Origin of the sequence: Pontiella agarivorans (genome assembly GCF_034531395.1) — a bacterium.
GTDB lineage: Bacteria > Verrucomicrobiota > Kiritimatiellia > Kiritimatiellales > Pontiellaceae > Pontiella > Pontiella agarivorans.
This window is the reverse complement of record NZ_JARVCO010000002.1, coordinates 890,698-906,760: the sequence shown is the minus strand read 5'-3', so window position 1 is coordinate 906,760 and position 16,063 is coordinate 890,698. Positions and strand designations below refer to the sequence as shown.

Genomic DNA, 16,063 nt, shown 5'->3' with positions numbered 1-16,063 from the left:
AACAGATATGCAAAACCTGTATTCAGTATTAATTGGTTTGATGGTCGCCGGTTCGGCGTTCGCAAAAGATGCTGCGGTAACGGTCACGCTTGATCCGGATTGTATCCGCAATATCGGTGGCGTGACGCAGTTCAGCCGCAAACAGTTTATCACGATTCATGAAACGTTCGGGTCGATTGATTTTGCGGACGAGGATGTCCGCTATCTGGAAGAGGACCTGGAGGTGGAATACGGGCGCGACGGCGGTCTGATTCCCTGGTTTGCCCAAAATGCAGAGGCGGATCCGGATAATCCGGATACATTCAATGAAGCTGATGTGGTGGCGTTTGCGGCGGAGCTTCGGGCGAATACGTCGGATTTCCGGTTGGTGCCGGAGAATACCGCGGAAACCGTGCTCTGTATGCATCCGGAATGGATGCACGGAACGCCGACGAATGATTTCCGGCCGTGGGGACCGCGCTCGTATCAGACAACCGCTGAATTTATTGAAACAACGCTGAAGGCGATGTGGCCTGACGGCGAAGGCATGCCGAAATATCTGGAAGTGCTGAATGAGCCGTTTATTCATCGCAAACGAAATGGCCACCATATCGATGACCTTTCAGAGCAGCACAATGTGGTGGCGGAGCATCTGCATCAAACCGTTCCGGATCTGATGGTCGGAGGGTACTGCGCCGCCTGGGTCGATGTGGAAGGCGGGGATTTCAACCATTGGAACTCTCAGCAGAAACGGTTTATGGATATTGCCGGGCATAATATGGATTTCTGGTCGTATCACATTTATGACGGGGTGAATGTGAAGGGCACGCCGTCGAGCCGTGTTGGCAGTAATTCGGAAGCGGTGATGGATATTGTGGATTCCTACAGCTTCATTAAATTCGGCAAGGCCAAGCCGATCCTGATTTCTGAGTTCGGCGGAATTCCCCGCGGGAACATGAATGTGGTGCCCTATGATTCAGCACGTTCCGCACATATGATCCGTTCGACCATGGGGCAGTTGATCACCTTTATGGATCATCCGGACCGTCTCTTGAAAGTGGTGCCGTATTTTCTGGGAAAAGCCACGTGGACGTATGATCTCGTTGACGACTATGAACCCGGCAATGCCAATCCGTTTCTGCTCTGGCGCCGGCAGGCTGACGGTTTTTTTGTGAAAACCGACCTGGTGAAATATTATGAATTCTGGAAAGGCCTTAATGGCGAATGGCGCCGGGCCGTCAGTTCGAATCCGGATATCCGGGTGCAGTTGCTGGCCGATGGCAACGTACTGAATGTGGTGCTGATGAATATCGACACGAAAGCGCAGATAGTAAAGCTGGACGGGCTGGCTGAAATGGAACCGAGGACCGTGGTGATGCGTACGTTGCGCACCGATGGGGAAGGGCCGGTATTGGCTAATAAATTTGTGGATAGAATTCCCGATGAACTTTCGCTCGCGCTTGGGGAAACCGTGATGTTGCGTATTTTTCTGAAAGAGCCGATTGCTCCGTCGGAAGAAGTGAAAGAGACTCGGCACTATGCAACAGAATACCTGAAACCGATTCATGCGGGCCAGCCGGTCCGCTATGTCATCGAAGGGGTGCCGACCGGTAGGGGTTCGGCTGTTCTCCGGGTTTCGGTCGGCCGCAAGCGTGAAAAAAGCGTAATGCCGGAGTCTGTCAGATTTAACGGGCATTCTCTTGAAATTCCGGATAACTGGGCCGGGGATCAGGGGAAGCGCGGTAATTTCTTCGGGGTTACGGAATTCCAGATTCCGATGGATTTTGTTAAATCCGTGAATGAGATCGATCTGGTATATCCCGATGACGGGGGACGAGCGGCCTGTGCGGTTCTGCAGGTGAATCGGTTCAGCGAAAAATAAAGGTCCAATATGAATGCACTATTTTTTCAGGGAGCCGTGGCCGCCGGGTTCATTCTGGTTACCGGTTGCGCAAACCACGAGGCCGTTCCAGCGGAAATGACAGAAACGCGGGTATTGCTGGATTTCGAAAATGAAACGTTGCCGGAATCGGTAAAGGGCGAAGCGGTCACGTTTGAACTGACGTCGGGCAGAGGTGCCGGTACGGGCCGTCAGGCGCTGGAGGTGGTTTATCCGGTTGAATCAACGTATAAAAAAGTGGTCTTTGAGCCGCAAGAACCCTGGGATGTAAGCGATTTGGGCGATTGTGCTTTAGCGGTAGATATCGAAAATCGTTCCGGTGAATCGGTTCAGCTTTTTATGACACTCGCGGATACGAATCAAAGTGTCACGGCGCATGCCAATATTGCGGCTGGGGAATCGGGTACGTTTTATTATGATATTGCGGGCCCGAATACGGAGCTTGATCTGGGGATGACCGGGTGGCCTGCACGTGCGGCCGGAGAACTCCGTTCAGAAAACCCCGAACCCTTTCGCTATGCCTGGGGAGCGCGCATACTGGATCCGGCGGCGTTGAAGCAGGTTGGCTTTTACCAGACGGGGATTTTGAACCCGCGCACTCTGGTTTTCGATAACCTGCGTATCGTTTCCAATCCGCATGGAAATGCAGCGGTGCTTCATCCGCTGGTGGATGAATTCGGTCAGTATACCGGAGAGGACTGGCCGGGCAAAATTCACACCGAAAAAGAACTGCTGGAGAATTCCAAAAAAGAGATAAACACACTGGCCAACGAAAAAGGGATGACGGGTCGGTCGCGGTTTGGCGGCTGGGCGGAGGGGCCGAAGCTGGAGGCCACCGGATTTTTCCGCACCGAAAAAGTGAGTGGGAAATGGGCTCTGGTTGACCCGGATGGGTATCTGTTTTTTGCCGCCGGCATCGCTAATTGCCGGATGTCCAACACCTATACCGTAACAGGCGTTGATTATGAGAATACATCCGACCGCGCAGGAGCGTTTGTGGCTTCGGCGTTGCGTCGGAATATGTTTGCCTGGCTGCCGGAACGGAACGATCCGCTTTCTGATCATTACGGTTATGCCGGCCAGATGCACACCGGGCCGATGAAGCACGGTCAGACCTTCTCGTTCTACGGCGCCAACCTGCAGCGCAAATATGGTTCCGATTACCGTGAGCAATGGAAAACGGTCACTTTGGACCGCATGCTGAATTGGGGATTTACCTGTTTCGGGAACTGGACCGATCCGCTGTTTTTCGGCAACCGACGGGTTCCTTATTTTGCGCATGCGTGGATCGGAGGAGGCCACAAACGGGTTTCGACCGGAAATGATTACTGGGCGCCGATGCACGATCCATTTGATCCGGAATTTACCCAAAGTGTGCGCAACAGCCTGACCAGGCTGGACGGACAGATTCAGGATGATCCGTGGTGTATTGGAATTTTTGTGGAAAATGAACTGAGCTGGGGCAATGAAAACAATGACGCCAGCCGCTTCGGCATTGTGATTCATACGCTGGGCCGTGATGCGGCATCCTGTCCGGCGAAAGCCGCGTTTGTTGATCTGCTGAAAACAAAATATACCTCCATCGATGAGCTGAATCATGCCTGGGATGCGAAATCCGAATCCTGGGATTCCTTCGCGGCCGGCTTTGAACACGCCGGAACACTTGAAGGCGGACGCCGTTCCGATTTTTCCATGCTGTCCGAAGCGTTGGCCGAGGAATATTTCCGTATTGTAAACCGCGAACTGAAACAGCTGATGCCGCATCATCTGTTTTGCGGATCGCGCTTTGCGGATTGGGGGATGACGCCGGAGGCCGTGCAGGCCGCCGTGAAGCACACCGATGTGGTCAGCTATAATCTTTATAAAGAAGGCCTGACGGATTCGCTCCGTAAGGTGCTGGCAAAAATGGACCGGCCGAGTGTGATCGGGGAATATCATTTCGGAGCGACGGATCGGGGCATGTTTCATGGCGGTATCCGTACGGCAGCCAATCAAAAGGACCGCGGATTGAAATACCGAAACTATATGATGTCGGTCATTCATGATCCCTGTCTGGTTGGGGCGCACTGGTTCCAGTATGTGGATTCTCCGACCACCGGACGGGCCATTGACGGCGAAAACTACAACAGTGGTTTTGTGAGCGTGACGGACTCTCCCTATATCGATCTGATTGATTCAGTACGGGAACTGAACCGGAATATCTACACGCTGCGTTTCAGCAAATAACGTATAAATTGACGCACCTGCACACGCGGCATCAATTCATTGACCTAAAACCTTCTGATACCTCCGGTGAGCCGGCCTGAATTCAGGCAGTTTGGAACAGCTTAAGGATAAAATGATGAAGAACACGATGCTCATCGGTTCGTTCTGAATTTCCAACCTATGGAAATGACCGCAACAAATCCTGCCGTACGGAGTGGAGTGAAAGAGGGAGCGGTTAATGGAAACCGCGGGGATATAGCAGGGCAAGGAACCGGTTTTCAGTGAAATTGTCACTGAAAAATAAAGAGATGCATCTATCCAGAGTAAAAGTCAGTGTGTTGGGAGCTCAGGCTCAATATGAATAGAATCCCGATGAGTGCCCTTTATGTCTTACAAAGAAAAGAAAGCCCGCCCCTTTTGAAAAAATGCCGAATGTGATTTTTTAATCGTGCTTTTGTACAGTATTCGTGTTTTATGAGAGCTGTAACATGGGGCGATCATTTAACCGCTTCGGAAAGTTACATCCGACTGTGTTCGGAGCGGGCTGAGTAAGAGGAGGGGAATAAGATGGGGAAATCAAAAAAAACAAAAGGGCCGAAGGTCGTCAAAGGCGCCCCCAGCGGGTTTGTCATCAGTATGGCTATTCATGCAGCGGCTTTTGCTTTGGCCGGCATGCTGGTTGTCTTTAATGTCGTGAAAAAGGAGGAGAAAAAATTTGTTCCTCCGAAACCGGTTGATCGACCGAAAATGAAGCTGAAAAAGCCAAAGGTTAAGGTGAAAAAATCGTCTAAGCCGCGGTCGACTACCCGAATCGTAACCAAGGTCCAGAAAGCGAGCATGCCGGATATTCAGCTTCCGGAAATGTCAGGGATCGGAGCCGGAATCGGCGAAGGGATCGGTGGTTTTGAAATTATCCCCAATCTGGAAGAGATCAGTGTCTTCGGAGCGGGGCAGGCTATTGGGAATGACTTTGAGGGTGAGATTTTTCATCTAAGATACGATCGCCGTGGGGGAAAAGTTTCCTCGATGGATCCGGATCCGTTTCTGGATATTGTCCGGGAATATGCACGGAAAGGATTTAAAAAATCGGTTTTGGCCCCCTATTACCGTTCAGCGAAAAAGCTGTATACCACCCATTTCGTGGTTCCTCAGGTTCCGTCGCGTATGGCCCCCGGCCTTTTCGGCGAACCGGATAAGGAAGGGGACTGCTTCTTTGTAAATTACAAGGGTAAGCTGGTTTATCATGAAGATATCAAGTTCCGTTTCTGGGGGTCTGGTGATGCTTATATAGATGTACTGGTTGACGGCGAGCATGTGCTGCTGAACGGCTGGGAGAATCGCCTTGCCGTGCTGGATTACTGGCAATCTTCCGATTCGCAGTCGGGAAAATACGGCTGTGTCGGAATGGGCCTGGCCGTCGGTGACTGGATTGAGCTGAAAGCCGGTGAGCCGAAAGATATGGAAATCTTTTTCGGAGAGTGGGGCGGCGGCATCATGTCTGCAGCATTGCTGGTGGAAGTGGAGGGGGTAGAGTATCCGCAGACCAAATGGGGCGGCCCGCTGCTGCCGGCGTTCAAAACCGAAGAATTCACCCGGGATCAGCTGGAGGAAATTTATAAATTTCTTCCGCCCGGCGAGCTCTGTCTTACAAACGGCCCTGTATTCCGCGATTATTGAGGAGATCATGATGAAACATGTTTTTATGATGTTGGCTCTGGCTTTTTTCATGGTGACGGTATCCGCAGGAGAAATCCGTCAATGGACTCTGAATAATGGCCAAACTATTGAAGCGGAATTCGTTTCGTTAATCGGCGGGAAAGTCGCCCTGAAAACCCTAAGAGGAAAACTGCTTAAAATTCCGCAGAACGGGATTGCCCCCGAAGATCTCAGCTATGTTGAACTGCTGAATCCCCCCCGGCTTGATATTTCATTTTCTAAAATGACCCGTCAGCATGTTTATCCGCCGCTTACGCAATGGTTTGAGGCTAATAATGTTCCGCCACGATCTTTGTATTTTAACTTTTCGACGCAGATCAAACAGCTCTCTCCTAATCCATATCACCATGAATTAATCGCTGAAATTTTTGTTATCGCGGTGGAAGTGGGCGGAGACAAGAATATCCTGATCGACTATCGGAAAGAACCCTTTCATCTGAGCGGAGAAAATGGGCGGGCCGTCAGTATTGCCGGGGCGCAGGATCGTATGATGACCACCTATCTGGCCCCCAGCGGCAGGTGGCGGGGAGAAAAATATGAAGGGTATATGGTCGTGATTACCGATCCGCGGGGAGAAATTATAGCCCACGCCACAACTCGCGACTGGTGGTTTGAGAAGCTCGAAAACCTCCGAAGGGTACCGGTGGGAAAAACATTTGACGAAGAAGGAAAACGCTGCTGGCCTTCGCGCCCGAAAGAGTCTGACTATTAATTTCCTCATATACCCGCCGGGAAGCACATCCCACTGGGGATAATCGTATTCGGTTGAAGAATGTTTCCATATGCCGGCCGTATGCCTGCCATTCAATTAGACGATCTTTGTTTCTAATGGATCAGGATAGACGTGGTTGAGCAACCGGGCGTTTGGCTTGAGCAGCAAATCGGGTCTTTTTAAATACAATGCTGATGTCGGATATTTACCACTGTATAAATCTGAAAGTAAGCAACCCTCAACTCTGGTATTTTTTACAATCTGTTTAATAGGTGAGCCTGATGTTGAAGGGGATACAGCAGTATGCGAATACAGATTGCGGGATTGGATTTAGTCATTTTAGCCGTATACCTAATCGGTATTGTTGCCCTGGGTTGTTTAGCCGGAGTCTGGCGAAAAAAGAACAGTTCGGGCGACGGTGAAAGTTATTTCCTCGCGGGGGGCTCGCTAAAGTGGCCGATGATCGGTCTGGCGCTTTTTTCCACAAATATATCTACCGTGCACCTGGTCAGTCTTGCGGAAGAGGGCTACAAGAATGGGTTGGCCTACGGAAATTTTGAATGGATGGCCCCGTTTACCTTGATCATCCTTGCACTCTTTTTTGCTCCGTTTTACATCCGTTCAAAAGTGGCGACACTTCCGGATTTTCTGGAGCGGCGTTATAGTAAGGGCAGTCGCAACTGGTTATCCGGTCTCTCCATTATCTCAGCCATTTTTATTCATATCGGATTCAGTCTTTATGCCGGAGCCATTGTTCTCGAGGGACTCTTTGGCATTCCGCTGATGTACAGTATTATAGGGATTGCCGTACTGACCGGGGTTTACACAATGATCGGCGGCCTGATGGCGGTGGTCTTAACCGAATCCGTCCAAACGGTCGTCCTGTTGATCGGAGCCATCGTACTGACCGGAATTGCACTGGTTAAAGTCGGCGGCTGGTCGGGGTTAACCGAAACCGTTGATCCGCATATGTTCAGTGTGCTTCGGCCAAAGGGCGATCCCTCCGGTCTGCCGTGGTATTCCATTCTGCTCGGATATCCCATTACGGGAATCTGGTATTGGTGCACGGATCAAACAATTGTGCAGCGCGTGCTTGGTGCAAAAGATGAACAGCAGGCGCGTCTCGGCCCGCTGTTTGCCGGCTTTCTCAAAATTCTGCCGGTTTTCATTTTTGTCTTACCCGGGCTCATTGCTCAGGCACTGATCATGCAGGGGAAGCTCCCGGCCATTGAAAAATCGGCCGACGTCTATTCCGTCATGATTACGCACCTGCTTCCCGTAGGGTTGAAAGGATTAATTGCCGCCGCGCTGATGGCTGCGCTGATGAGTACGGTTTCCGGCGCGCTCAACTCGGCCGCCACGCTGTTTTCGTATGATTTGTATAAACAATGGAAACCGGAAACAACGGAGAAAAAACTGATTTCAATCGGTCGTATAGTGACGATTGTCGGTATGGTGCTGGCCATCTGCGTGGCCCCGTTCCTCGGCCGCTATCCCACCATATTCCAAGGCATTAATGCGGCAATCTGCTATATTTCTCCACCGATTACGGCCGTATTTGTATTTGGAGTATTCTGGAAAAAAGCCTCCTCATTCGGATCCTTCACCACACTCGTCATCGGGTCCGCTCTTGGGTTTGTGGTATTCGGCCTCGATTTTTACAAAGAACAGACCGGATGGAATATTCCGTTCATGATGTCGGGATTCTATCTGTTCTGTATCTGTGCGGTCATCATGGTTACGGCATCCCTTATGAAACCGGAAGAACTGACTGAGGAAAAAGCTGCGCTCGTTTGGAATCATCCACTCGATGCGCTCCGTGCGCCCGGTCTTCCAGGGTTTGGAAACTACAAGATGCTTTCCGCCGTGTTGTTTGTGGTGATGATTATTCTCTACACCATTTTTCACTAACCGGCTTTTTAAAAGGACACGCAGCGTGTGCTGTATACTCAGAATGCGGGCCGTTGTATTCTTAAGAGATAGATCTGCAGTCTGGAAAACAAACGTTCTCCAGCTTAAGGCCAATTGGCAAGAGACTGAACTTTACTGGATGTTTTAATCCCGTCAATGGGCAGACAAAATCCACGAAGGCATTAGAAATTTTTATCAGCCCGCATAAAATGCAATCCAACTGAATGTTCTGTTTCAGCTTCCTTTTATATTTTTTTCTGAATGGGTGTGCATCATCAATACCTCCATGACTGCCCTCATTGGAAACCAGATTCAGGCCCCTTCCTACCTCAAGATTCAGTTATGGTTAGAATATGTGGCAATCAGATGCGGTTTTAATGAATTTTCAAAGAGTGCCCAGCCTGATTGTCTGCCGAAAAGGGAGTGCTGAGGAAACTCTTCCGTGTTGTTTCCACTTCCTGTCCGTTGTGATCAAGGGATTATCAATCTCTATCAAATTAGGCGGAAATCACGGAATATATTTTATGGGCAATAAAAAGGGCCTTATCGGTTAAGATAAGGCCCTTTAAAATGGAGCGGGCGAACAGATTCGAACTGTCGTAACCAGCTTGGAAGGCTGGGGTTCTACCATTGAACTACGCCCGCTGTTTGTTTGGTTTCCCGTACAAACGAGCGCATAAGGTATACGCGAAAACGGGCTCCGTCAAGTGGAGATGTTTAACTTTTTTTGTGCGGTGATCGCATGTGCGATTCGGGAGATGACGTTTGTCTCAATAGTGTTGCCTCGATGCCTTTTCCATCTCTATATTCTCCAACCTTTAACGGAAATAGAAAGGCCGTTTTATGTTGTCAGGGATCAAGGAAATTGCGGTTATCGTCATCGTGTTGCTTGCACTGTTTTTAGTGCCGCGAATGATTCGGCCGAAGAAAAATACCGATACGGGGAGTGCTGAAAAAGAGGGCGCTTCGAGGAAAAACGACGGATTGACGCGCTTGGCCGTTTTGATTTCGGCGCTTTGGGTTACGGTCGCCTTTCTTTTGTGGAATCCCTTTACTGACGGCCTGTCCGTGTTCGCGGTGGCGGGCATTCTTCCGGTTGCATTCGGATGGGGTTGCCGATGGGTTTGGCTGGGCTTTAAGAAATAGGTCCGGCTATTTCCTGTGGGTCAGGCTCCATATCCAAAATTTGATTCGGCTGAAGAGGGGCGGTTTGTTATCGGCTTTTTTTATGCAGGCCTTCGGTTTTCTGAACTTCGGCTCCTTCTGCGGCTGGCGCATATAGTCTCTGTCGGAGATTCCCATTTAGATTTCCTTGCCCTTTCAGTCCCAATTCGTAAACAGTACGCGCCCCATGAGCAAGAAAAAGAAGACTGTATTGCGGGTGATGTGCGATAACTGGCTGGACCCGATCGATTTTAAAGCGGAATTTCCAACCCCTGGAAATCCGTTGGAAGTGGATATCGGCTCCGGAAAGGGCCGTTTTCTGGCGGCGCGGTCGGGCAAATACCCGGATATCAATTTCCTGGGTATTGAGCGCCAGCTTGGGCGGATCAACAGCAGTGGCCGGCGTTGCGAACGGGCGGGGCGGGAGAACTGCCGCGTGTTCCGCATGGAGGGCTATTATGCGATCAACTACCTGATGCCTTCCGACTATGTTGCAAATTATTATTTTTTCTTTCCGGACCCGTGGCCGAAGGATCGTCATCATGATAACCGGCTGTTTAATCCGGCCTTTATGAATGCATTATTCCGGACATTGGAAAGCGGAGGGGGGCTGCATGTTTCCTCGGATCATTTGCCGTATTTTGATGAGATTTATGCGTTGCTGAAAGCCGATGAGCGTTTTGAAGAAATTGAAGCGTTTGTGCCGGATGCGGATGAGACGACCGATTTTGAGCTGATTTTTTCTTATAAAAAAATCGGACGGTGTTCCTTCCGTAAGAAAAACAGGGTTTAACCCCGTAGGCTCTGCGAATTCCAGCGGAACAGGTGGCGATTGAGCTATGGCGAAGAAAAAACCAGAAGTGACGATGCACAGCTACGGGCTGTATGACGGCTGGGAGCGAGACAGCAAGGACCTGCCGAACCTGGTTAAAATCAGCCGTGAAATTAAAACCGAGCTGGATATTGAGTTCGGCTATATTCTTCGGATTCAGAATGCCCGCAACGGTAAGATTACCTTCCGCATTGAACACCCTCCGTTTAAAGACTCATCAGGGAGAGAGGCCGCACCGTTTGAAGGCGAGCTGTATGTGAAAACGAACGACTTCCGGTTTTTTCTCGGTGATACGGTCTGGGCACCGATAGAGGATAAAACAGGGGCTTGGCGGCTGATCACCTGGCTGGACGGCGAAAAGGTGGCGGACAAAACACTGCATTTGATCTGACTGAACTATCGCTTGTCGTTTTTTTTTCGCGGACTATACTGGGCTATGATTAATAGCGAAGAATAAAGGAGGTCGTTATGAGTAATGTTTCCAATCTGCTGGATTCCAAAGGGCACGATGTTTTGACGGTTAAGCCGGATCAGCCGTTGCATGATGTGATTGACCTGATGTGTACCCGTTTGGCGGGTACGGCGCTGGTGATGGACGGGGGAGAAGTGAAAGGAATTCTGTCGGAGCGGGATGTTATTCGGAAAGTGGTATTGCCGCGCATTGGTGTGGATGAGGTAACGGTGGGCGATATTATGTCAAAAACACTCACGACAGTGTCGCCGGATACTCCGCTGGATGAATGCATGCAAATCATGACCGATAAACGGGTTCGACATCTTCCGGTACTTCGTGACAAACAGTTGCGCGGTATTGTATCGATCGGCGATGTGGTCAAATACCTGTTGCTGGAAAAAGATTTCAAAATCCGAAATCTGGAAACCTATATTTCCGGCTCAAAGGAATCCGCATCGAATTAGACGATCAGGTTTTCAAGCTGGGGCCGCGAAACATGCTCCAGCGAGTCGGTCACCGCATCGGCTTCCATCAGGTAACCTCGATCATAGCTGTTCGTAACGGCCAGCACTTTAAGCCCCGCCCCTTTAGCTGACATGATTCCGGCGGGGGTATCTTCAATCGCGACAGCTGTGGCCGGATCATCAATCCCCAGTTTTTCGCAGGTCAGAATATACGGGGCCGGATCGGGTTTACTTTTCGGCGTATCTTCCGCTGTGACGATCTGGTCAAAGCAACCGTCGATTTTCAGACTTTCAATAATCGGATCGATATCTTCGCGCAGGGCTCCGCTGCAAAGTGCCACCGGGAGGCGGACCGGAATACTCTTGATCAGCTGAACCGCGCCGGGGAGCGGAGTCACATCCCCGTTGCGGATATAACTTTGGAACACTTCGGCTTTGGCCGCAATCAGGCGCTTCATCTCTTTTTCGGTAAATTTACGTTTATTTTGAGCAAACGCTTCGCGGAAGGCGTCGCGGTCATCGAATCCAATATAGGTTTCGCAGTAATCCTCCCACGAAATTTTCATATCGATGGGATTCAGCACTTCGTTAAACGCCCGGAAATGCATCGGTTCACTGTCAACAATGATACCGTCAAAATCAAAAATTACTGCGGAAAGCATGTTTCATCCTCTTATGTTTTATTTAACCCGTTAGTGGATGTTCATGACCTGACAGCGTCACAGCCACTAACCTCGACCAACGTTAATTCACACCTAAACACGGTGCCATTTTATAGCAGGTTCGCCCACGCCTCCTCAAGCCGTTGTGCAGAAACCTTTACAGGGGTTTTAATTTCCGGGGCAAACCGGTTCACCCGGAATTCTTCGAGCAGCATGGCAAACTCGATCAGGTCGATCGCCCCCCCAATATTTTCGCAGGCGAGCAGTTTGTCATTCAGCCGATTCTGGAAAGGCTCAATTTCAAGCAGCTTCCGGGCATCCGCATCGGAATTATTCCGTGCCCGCTGAATCCGTATCTGCATTGCTTTGAGATAGCGCGGGTAGCGGCTGAACAGTTCCAGGGTTTGGATAAATCCGGGACGAAACAGGAATTCAAGCTGCATCTCGAGATCGTGCAGAATATCAAAATCAGCCCGAAGCTCAGCAATGGCTTTCAGTACCGTTTCCCGCTGATTGAGCAGGTTTTCCAGAATTCGGGCGTTTTCTTCAAATTTTTCAAATACGTCGCTGCGGGCAATCGCCGCCCGTTTTTCAAAGGCGGCCGGATCCCGTATTTCGTGGCGCAGATCATCGGTCAGCGCATCGACAATTGAGGCATTCATCAAATCGGTGAGAAAGTCGCTGTCGATCGCGGAGAGAGTCAGCTGCAGATTGGTGGTGAGCGGCGGCCGTTTCTCAACATATTTGACCTGATCTTTATGGTTGATCCGAAACAACTGCGCAAGTCCGGCCAAATGGGCATGTCTTGCCAGGGCGGGATTCATGAATACGGCGCGGCCGACGCCCCCGGCTTCGGCTGTCAGGGCGGGATAACCCCGTGTTTTTCCGCTGTCATCCGTGGTGATAAATTCCGGCAGTTCGGCACCGGGCCATTTTTTCCCCGGCGGGAGGCTCCATTTGGCAAAAGCCGTTTCCGCGCCGCTTAAATAGACGTTGCTGCGATGCTCTTCCGAAATCGAGGTATGAACTTTAACAATGTTGTCCCCGTTTGTTTCAATGACCTTCATCCGCAGAAATCCCGGTAGGGACTCCTCATCAAAATCAGACGCATCCACCGGCAGTTTAAATTCGTGCTGCAGCCACTGAGACAGGGCGCTCAGAAGGGGCTGGTTTCTCACACTTGCGCAAGTGTGCACAAAGGTATGGGCGGTCCGGTCGATCGGAGCGAGGGTGGTGCGCAGGTTTTTCGGGAGGTTGCGCAGGAGACGGTTAACCTTTTCCTCGAGCCAGCCGGGGACGAGCCAATCGGGGCCCCAATCGGGCAGAAAGGCCAGTTTATCGGTGGGGCAGACGAGAGAAATACCGTCGAGCTCGTCACCGGGCTCGAACGTGTAGATGAGGTGAAAATCTTCGTGGTGGAAGGTGAGGAATTCGGGGAAATCCTCCATTCGGATGGGCGCGGTCTGCGGAAACATGGCGTCCTCCGCGTTCATTGCAATCCGGGCTTTGGTTTTACGAATCCATTGTTCCAGGGTCTGGACGGAATAGACGTCCGCCGGCAGCAGCCGGTCAAAATGGTTGAAAATGGCGTCGGTATCCAGCAGAGCGCCGGGACGACGGATTTTTTCTTCCAAGGCCTGGATATCGTCCAGCATACGCTGATGGAGTTTCAGCCAGCCGCCCCGGGTTTTCAGGTTGCCCGGGACCATACCTTCCTTAATGAAAATTTCGCGCGCTTTTTCCGGATGAATGGGCCCGAAGTGGACCGGTTTGCCGTGGGTCAGCGTCAGCCCGCCGGAAAGAATCGACTCCTTCGCATAGACAAAGCCTTTGTCGGGATTCCATTCGGGTTGTTTATAGATTTCTTTACAAAGGTGCGGTGCAATCTCGGCGACCCATTTCGGTTCAATTTCCGACACCATGCGGGCATAGAGTTTGGTCGTTTCCACCAGCGAAAACGTCATCACCCAATCCGGCGGTTTTTTAAACAGGCCGGAGCCCGGGAAAATAAAAAATTTACGGTTTCGTGCCGCGGTGAATTCGCGGTCTTCGCCCTTCAGTCCGATATTTGCGGGGAGTCCCGCCAGCAGGCTGCGGTGAATCAGGTCATAATCCGGATTGTTTATCTCGGCGCTTCGGCGGTTCGGCGCTTTAGGCTTTTTATTGCTCTCTTTGCTTCTGTGTCGCTGTGGCGGAAAAAGATCTTTAGCACTGTCGCGCAGGTCGTGCCAAAGGTTGCGCCACTCCATGACGCGACGGTAATTCACAAAGTTGGTTTTACAGAATTTCCGGAGTTTTCCATGCGATTCCCGGCGTGCGTATTCGACGTCGTTCCAGAGATTGAGGATGGTAATGAAATCCGATTTCGGATCTTTCCATTTGGCGTGGGCCTGGTCCGCCGCATCCGCTTTTTCGGTGGGGCGTTCCCGGACATCCTGGATGGAGAGAAAAGCGACCAGAATCAGGACTTCCGGAAGCGCCCCTTCTTCTTTGGCCTGCAGGATCATGCGCGCCAGATGCGGGTCCAGCGGGAAGCGGGCAATCTGTTTTCCAACGGGAGTCAGTTTGCGATCCTGATCAATCGCCCCGATATCGTAGAGTGTTTTATAGCCCTCGTTCACGAGGGCAGTCTGCGGGGGATCGATCAGCGGAAACTGATCAATCGGCGGCAGATTCAGCATATCCATCTGCAGAATGACACCTGCCAGCGAGGTGCGCCGAATTTCGGGGTCGGTATAGGCCGCCGAATTTTCGAGCACCTCTTCATCGTAGAGATAGACGCAGATGCCGTCGGTTACACGGCCGCAGCGTCCGCGCCGCTGGCGGGCACTGGCCTGCGAAACCTGTTCAATCTGCAGGCCCTGCACCTGCGTGCGCGGGTTGTAGCGGCTCAGCCGCACCAGTCCGGAGTCGATGACATAATGGATGCCTGGAATGGTGATCGAGGTTTCGGCCACATTGGTTGCCAGAATAATACGGCGTCGCCCACCTACTTTAAAAACGCGCTGCTGCTCGCCCATGCTGAGCCGGCCGAAGAGCGGAAGTACTTCCGTGTTTTTAAAATGCTGTCCTTCCAGTTTTTTCGTGGCATCGCGGATCTCGCGTTCGCCCGGCAGAAAGATCAGTACATCGCCCCGGTCATCGACGTCCGAAATCCAGCGCATGGCGCGCAGGATATGATTCGAGAGTTCCTCGTCCTTGCCCGGCGGAAGAAAAAAATCCTCCACCGGATAGGTGCGGCCTTCGACTTCAATTACAGGGGCCTGATCAAAAAAGGAAGAAAAGCTATCGGCATCCAACGTCGCCGAACTGATGACAATTTTAAGATCGGGGCGCACCTTCAGCAGGTTTTTCAGATAGCCGAGAATGAAATCGATATTCAGGCTGCGCTCGTGAGCTTCGTCAATGATCAGGCAGTCATACTGCAGCAAATGGCGGTCGTGCTGGGTTTCGGCCAGCAGGATGCCATCGGTCATAAATTTAATAATTGTTTCATCGCAGGTCTGATCATCAAACCGGACCTGACAGCCGACGCCCCTGCCGTAGTCCGCGCCCATTTCCTCCGCCACGCGCCGCGCCATGCCGGTGGCCGCGAGGCGGCGGGGCTGGGTGACGCCGATGCGCCCGGTTCTGCCGCAACCGGCTTCATAAACGATTTTCGGCAGCTGGGTGGTTTTACCGGAGCCCGTCGTTCCGCAGACAATGACGATCTGATTTTCTTCGATCAGCTGGCGGATCGCCTCCTTTTTTCCAGAGACCGGAAGAATTTCGGGATAGTCCAGCTTCAGCTGTACGCGTGCACGCTTCTGCGCGCGTTCCAAGGCCTGGACGTGCGCGTCTTTTAATTTCCCGATCAGGTTATCGGCCGGTTTATGGTCATGAATCCGCTGGCGGATGCGCCGCATCAGTGCGTTGAGGTTCGAGCGGTCGCGCAGCAGCACATCATCGAGCGACCGCTTCACCGTTTGCAGCATTTCCTTTGTTTCGGGCATATTCATACGAGCCGGAAATAAGGGCATAGCAGGCAGGGGAGATCAAGGAAGAAGAGTCGCTTCCACACCGAT

Annotated in this window: 11 protein-coding genes and 1 tRNA gene; 9 read left to right on the top strand and 3 right to left on the bottom strand. The window is 51.4% G+C overall.

Going from position 1 to position 16,063, the window contains the following annotated elements; all coding sequences use genetic code 11:
• The first annotated feature begins 7 nt into the window (after positions 1–7).
• The 5 genes from P9H32_RS03595 to P9H32_RS03575 all read left to right on the top strand — a co-directional run bounded on the left by P9H32_RS03595 (position 8) and on the right by P9H32_RS03575 (position 8,423).
• A complete protein-coding gene (locus tag P9H32_RS03595) occupies positions 8–1,861 on the top strand; it encodes a hypothetical protein (RefSeq protein WP_322607498.1) in 1,854 nt (617 codons plus the stop codon).
• A 9-nt stretch (positions 1,862–1,870) separates the two neighbouring features.
• Positions 1,871–4,105, top strand: coding sequence for a beta-galactosidase (locus P9H32_RS03590; protein ID WP_322607497.1), 2,235 nt, complete (start codon positions 1,871–1,873; stop codon positions 4,103–4,105).
• A 546-nt stretch (positions 4,106–4,651) separates the two neighbouring features.
• Complete coding sequence (locus P9H32_RS03585) at positions 4,652–5,761, top strand: hypothetical protein (RefSeq protein ID WP_322607496.1); 1,110 nt, start codon at positions 4,652–4,654, stop codon at positions 5,759–5,761.
• Positions 5,762–5,768: 7 nt separating this feature from the next.
• On the top strand, positions 5,769–6,512 hold the full coding sequence (locus P9H32_RS03580) for an SHD1 domain-containing protein (RefSeq protein ID WP_322607495.1): 744 nt from the start codon (positions 5,769–5,771) through the stop codon (positions 6,510–6,512).
• A gap of 303 nt (positions 6,513–6,815) precedes the next feature.
• On the top strand, positions 6,816–8,423 hold the full coding sequence (locus tag P9H32_RS03575; RefSeq protein WP_322607494.1) for a sodium:solute symporter: 1,608 nt from the start codon (positions 6,816–6,818) through the stop codon (positions 8,421–8,423).
• Positions 8,424–8,994: 571 nt separating this feature from the next.
• Here the strand turns inward: P9H32_RS03575 and P9H32_RS03570 are convergent.
• Positions 8,995–9,068, bottom strand: a tRNA-Gly gene (locus P9H32_RS03570).
• Between the two features lie 198 nt (positions 9,069–9,266).
• Here P9H32_RS03570 and P9H32_RS03565 point away from each other — a divergent pair.
• From P9H32_RS03565 to P9H32_RS03550, 4 genes are all read left to right on the top strand, one after another.
• A complete protein-coding gene (locus P9H32_RS03565; RefSeq protein ID WP_322607493.1) occupies positions 9,267–9,569 on the top strand; it encodes a hypothetical protein in 303 nt (100 codons plus the stop codon).
• 205 nt (positions 9,570–9,774) lie between these two features.
• Positions 9,775–10,380, top strand: a complete 606-nt coding sequence (gene trmB / locus P9H32_RS03560; protein WP_322607492.1) for a tRNA (guanine(46)-N(7))-methyltransferase TrmB — start codon at positions 9,775–9,777, stop codon at positions 10,378–10,380.
• A 46-nt stretch (positions 10,381–10,426) separates the two neighbouring features.
• On the top strand, positions 10,427–10,810 hold the full coding sequence (locus P9H32_RS03555) for a DUF3859 domain-containing protein (protein WP_322607491.1): 384 nt from the start codon (positions 10,427–10,429) through the stop codon (positions 10,808–10,810).
• Positions 10,811–10,887: 77 nt separating this feature from the next.
• Positions 10,888–11,337 (top strand): CBS domain-containing protein, encoded by a 450-nt coding sequence (locus P9H32_RS03550; protein WP_322607490.1) that lies wholly within the window; start codon positions 10,888–10,890, stop codon positions 11,335–11,337.
• Here the strand turns inward: P9H32_RS03550 and P9H32_RS03545 are convergent.
• Together P9H32_RS03545 and hrpA are read right to left on the bottom strand one after the other, a co-directional pair.
• The gene (locus tag P9H32_RS03545) at positions 11,334–11,999 is read right to left on the bottom strand and encodes an HAD family hydrolase (protein ID WP_322607489.1); all 666 of its coding nucleotides are present in this window, start codon (positions 11,997–11,999) and stop codon (positions 11,334–11,336) included. The two genes, P9H32_RS03550 and P9H32_RS03545, sit on opposite strands and share 4 nt — an antisense overlap.
• A 110-nt stretch (positions 12,000–12,109) precedes the next feature.
• Positions 12,110–15,991 (bottom strand): ATP-dependent RNA helicase HrpA, encoded by a 3,882-nt coding sequence (gene hrpA, locus P9H32_RS03540; protein ID WP_322607488.1) that lies wholly within the window; start codon positions 15,989–15,991, stop codon positions 12,110–12,112.
• Positions 15,992–16,063: the final 72 nt, after the last annotated feature.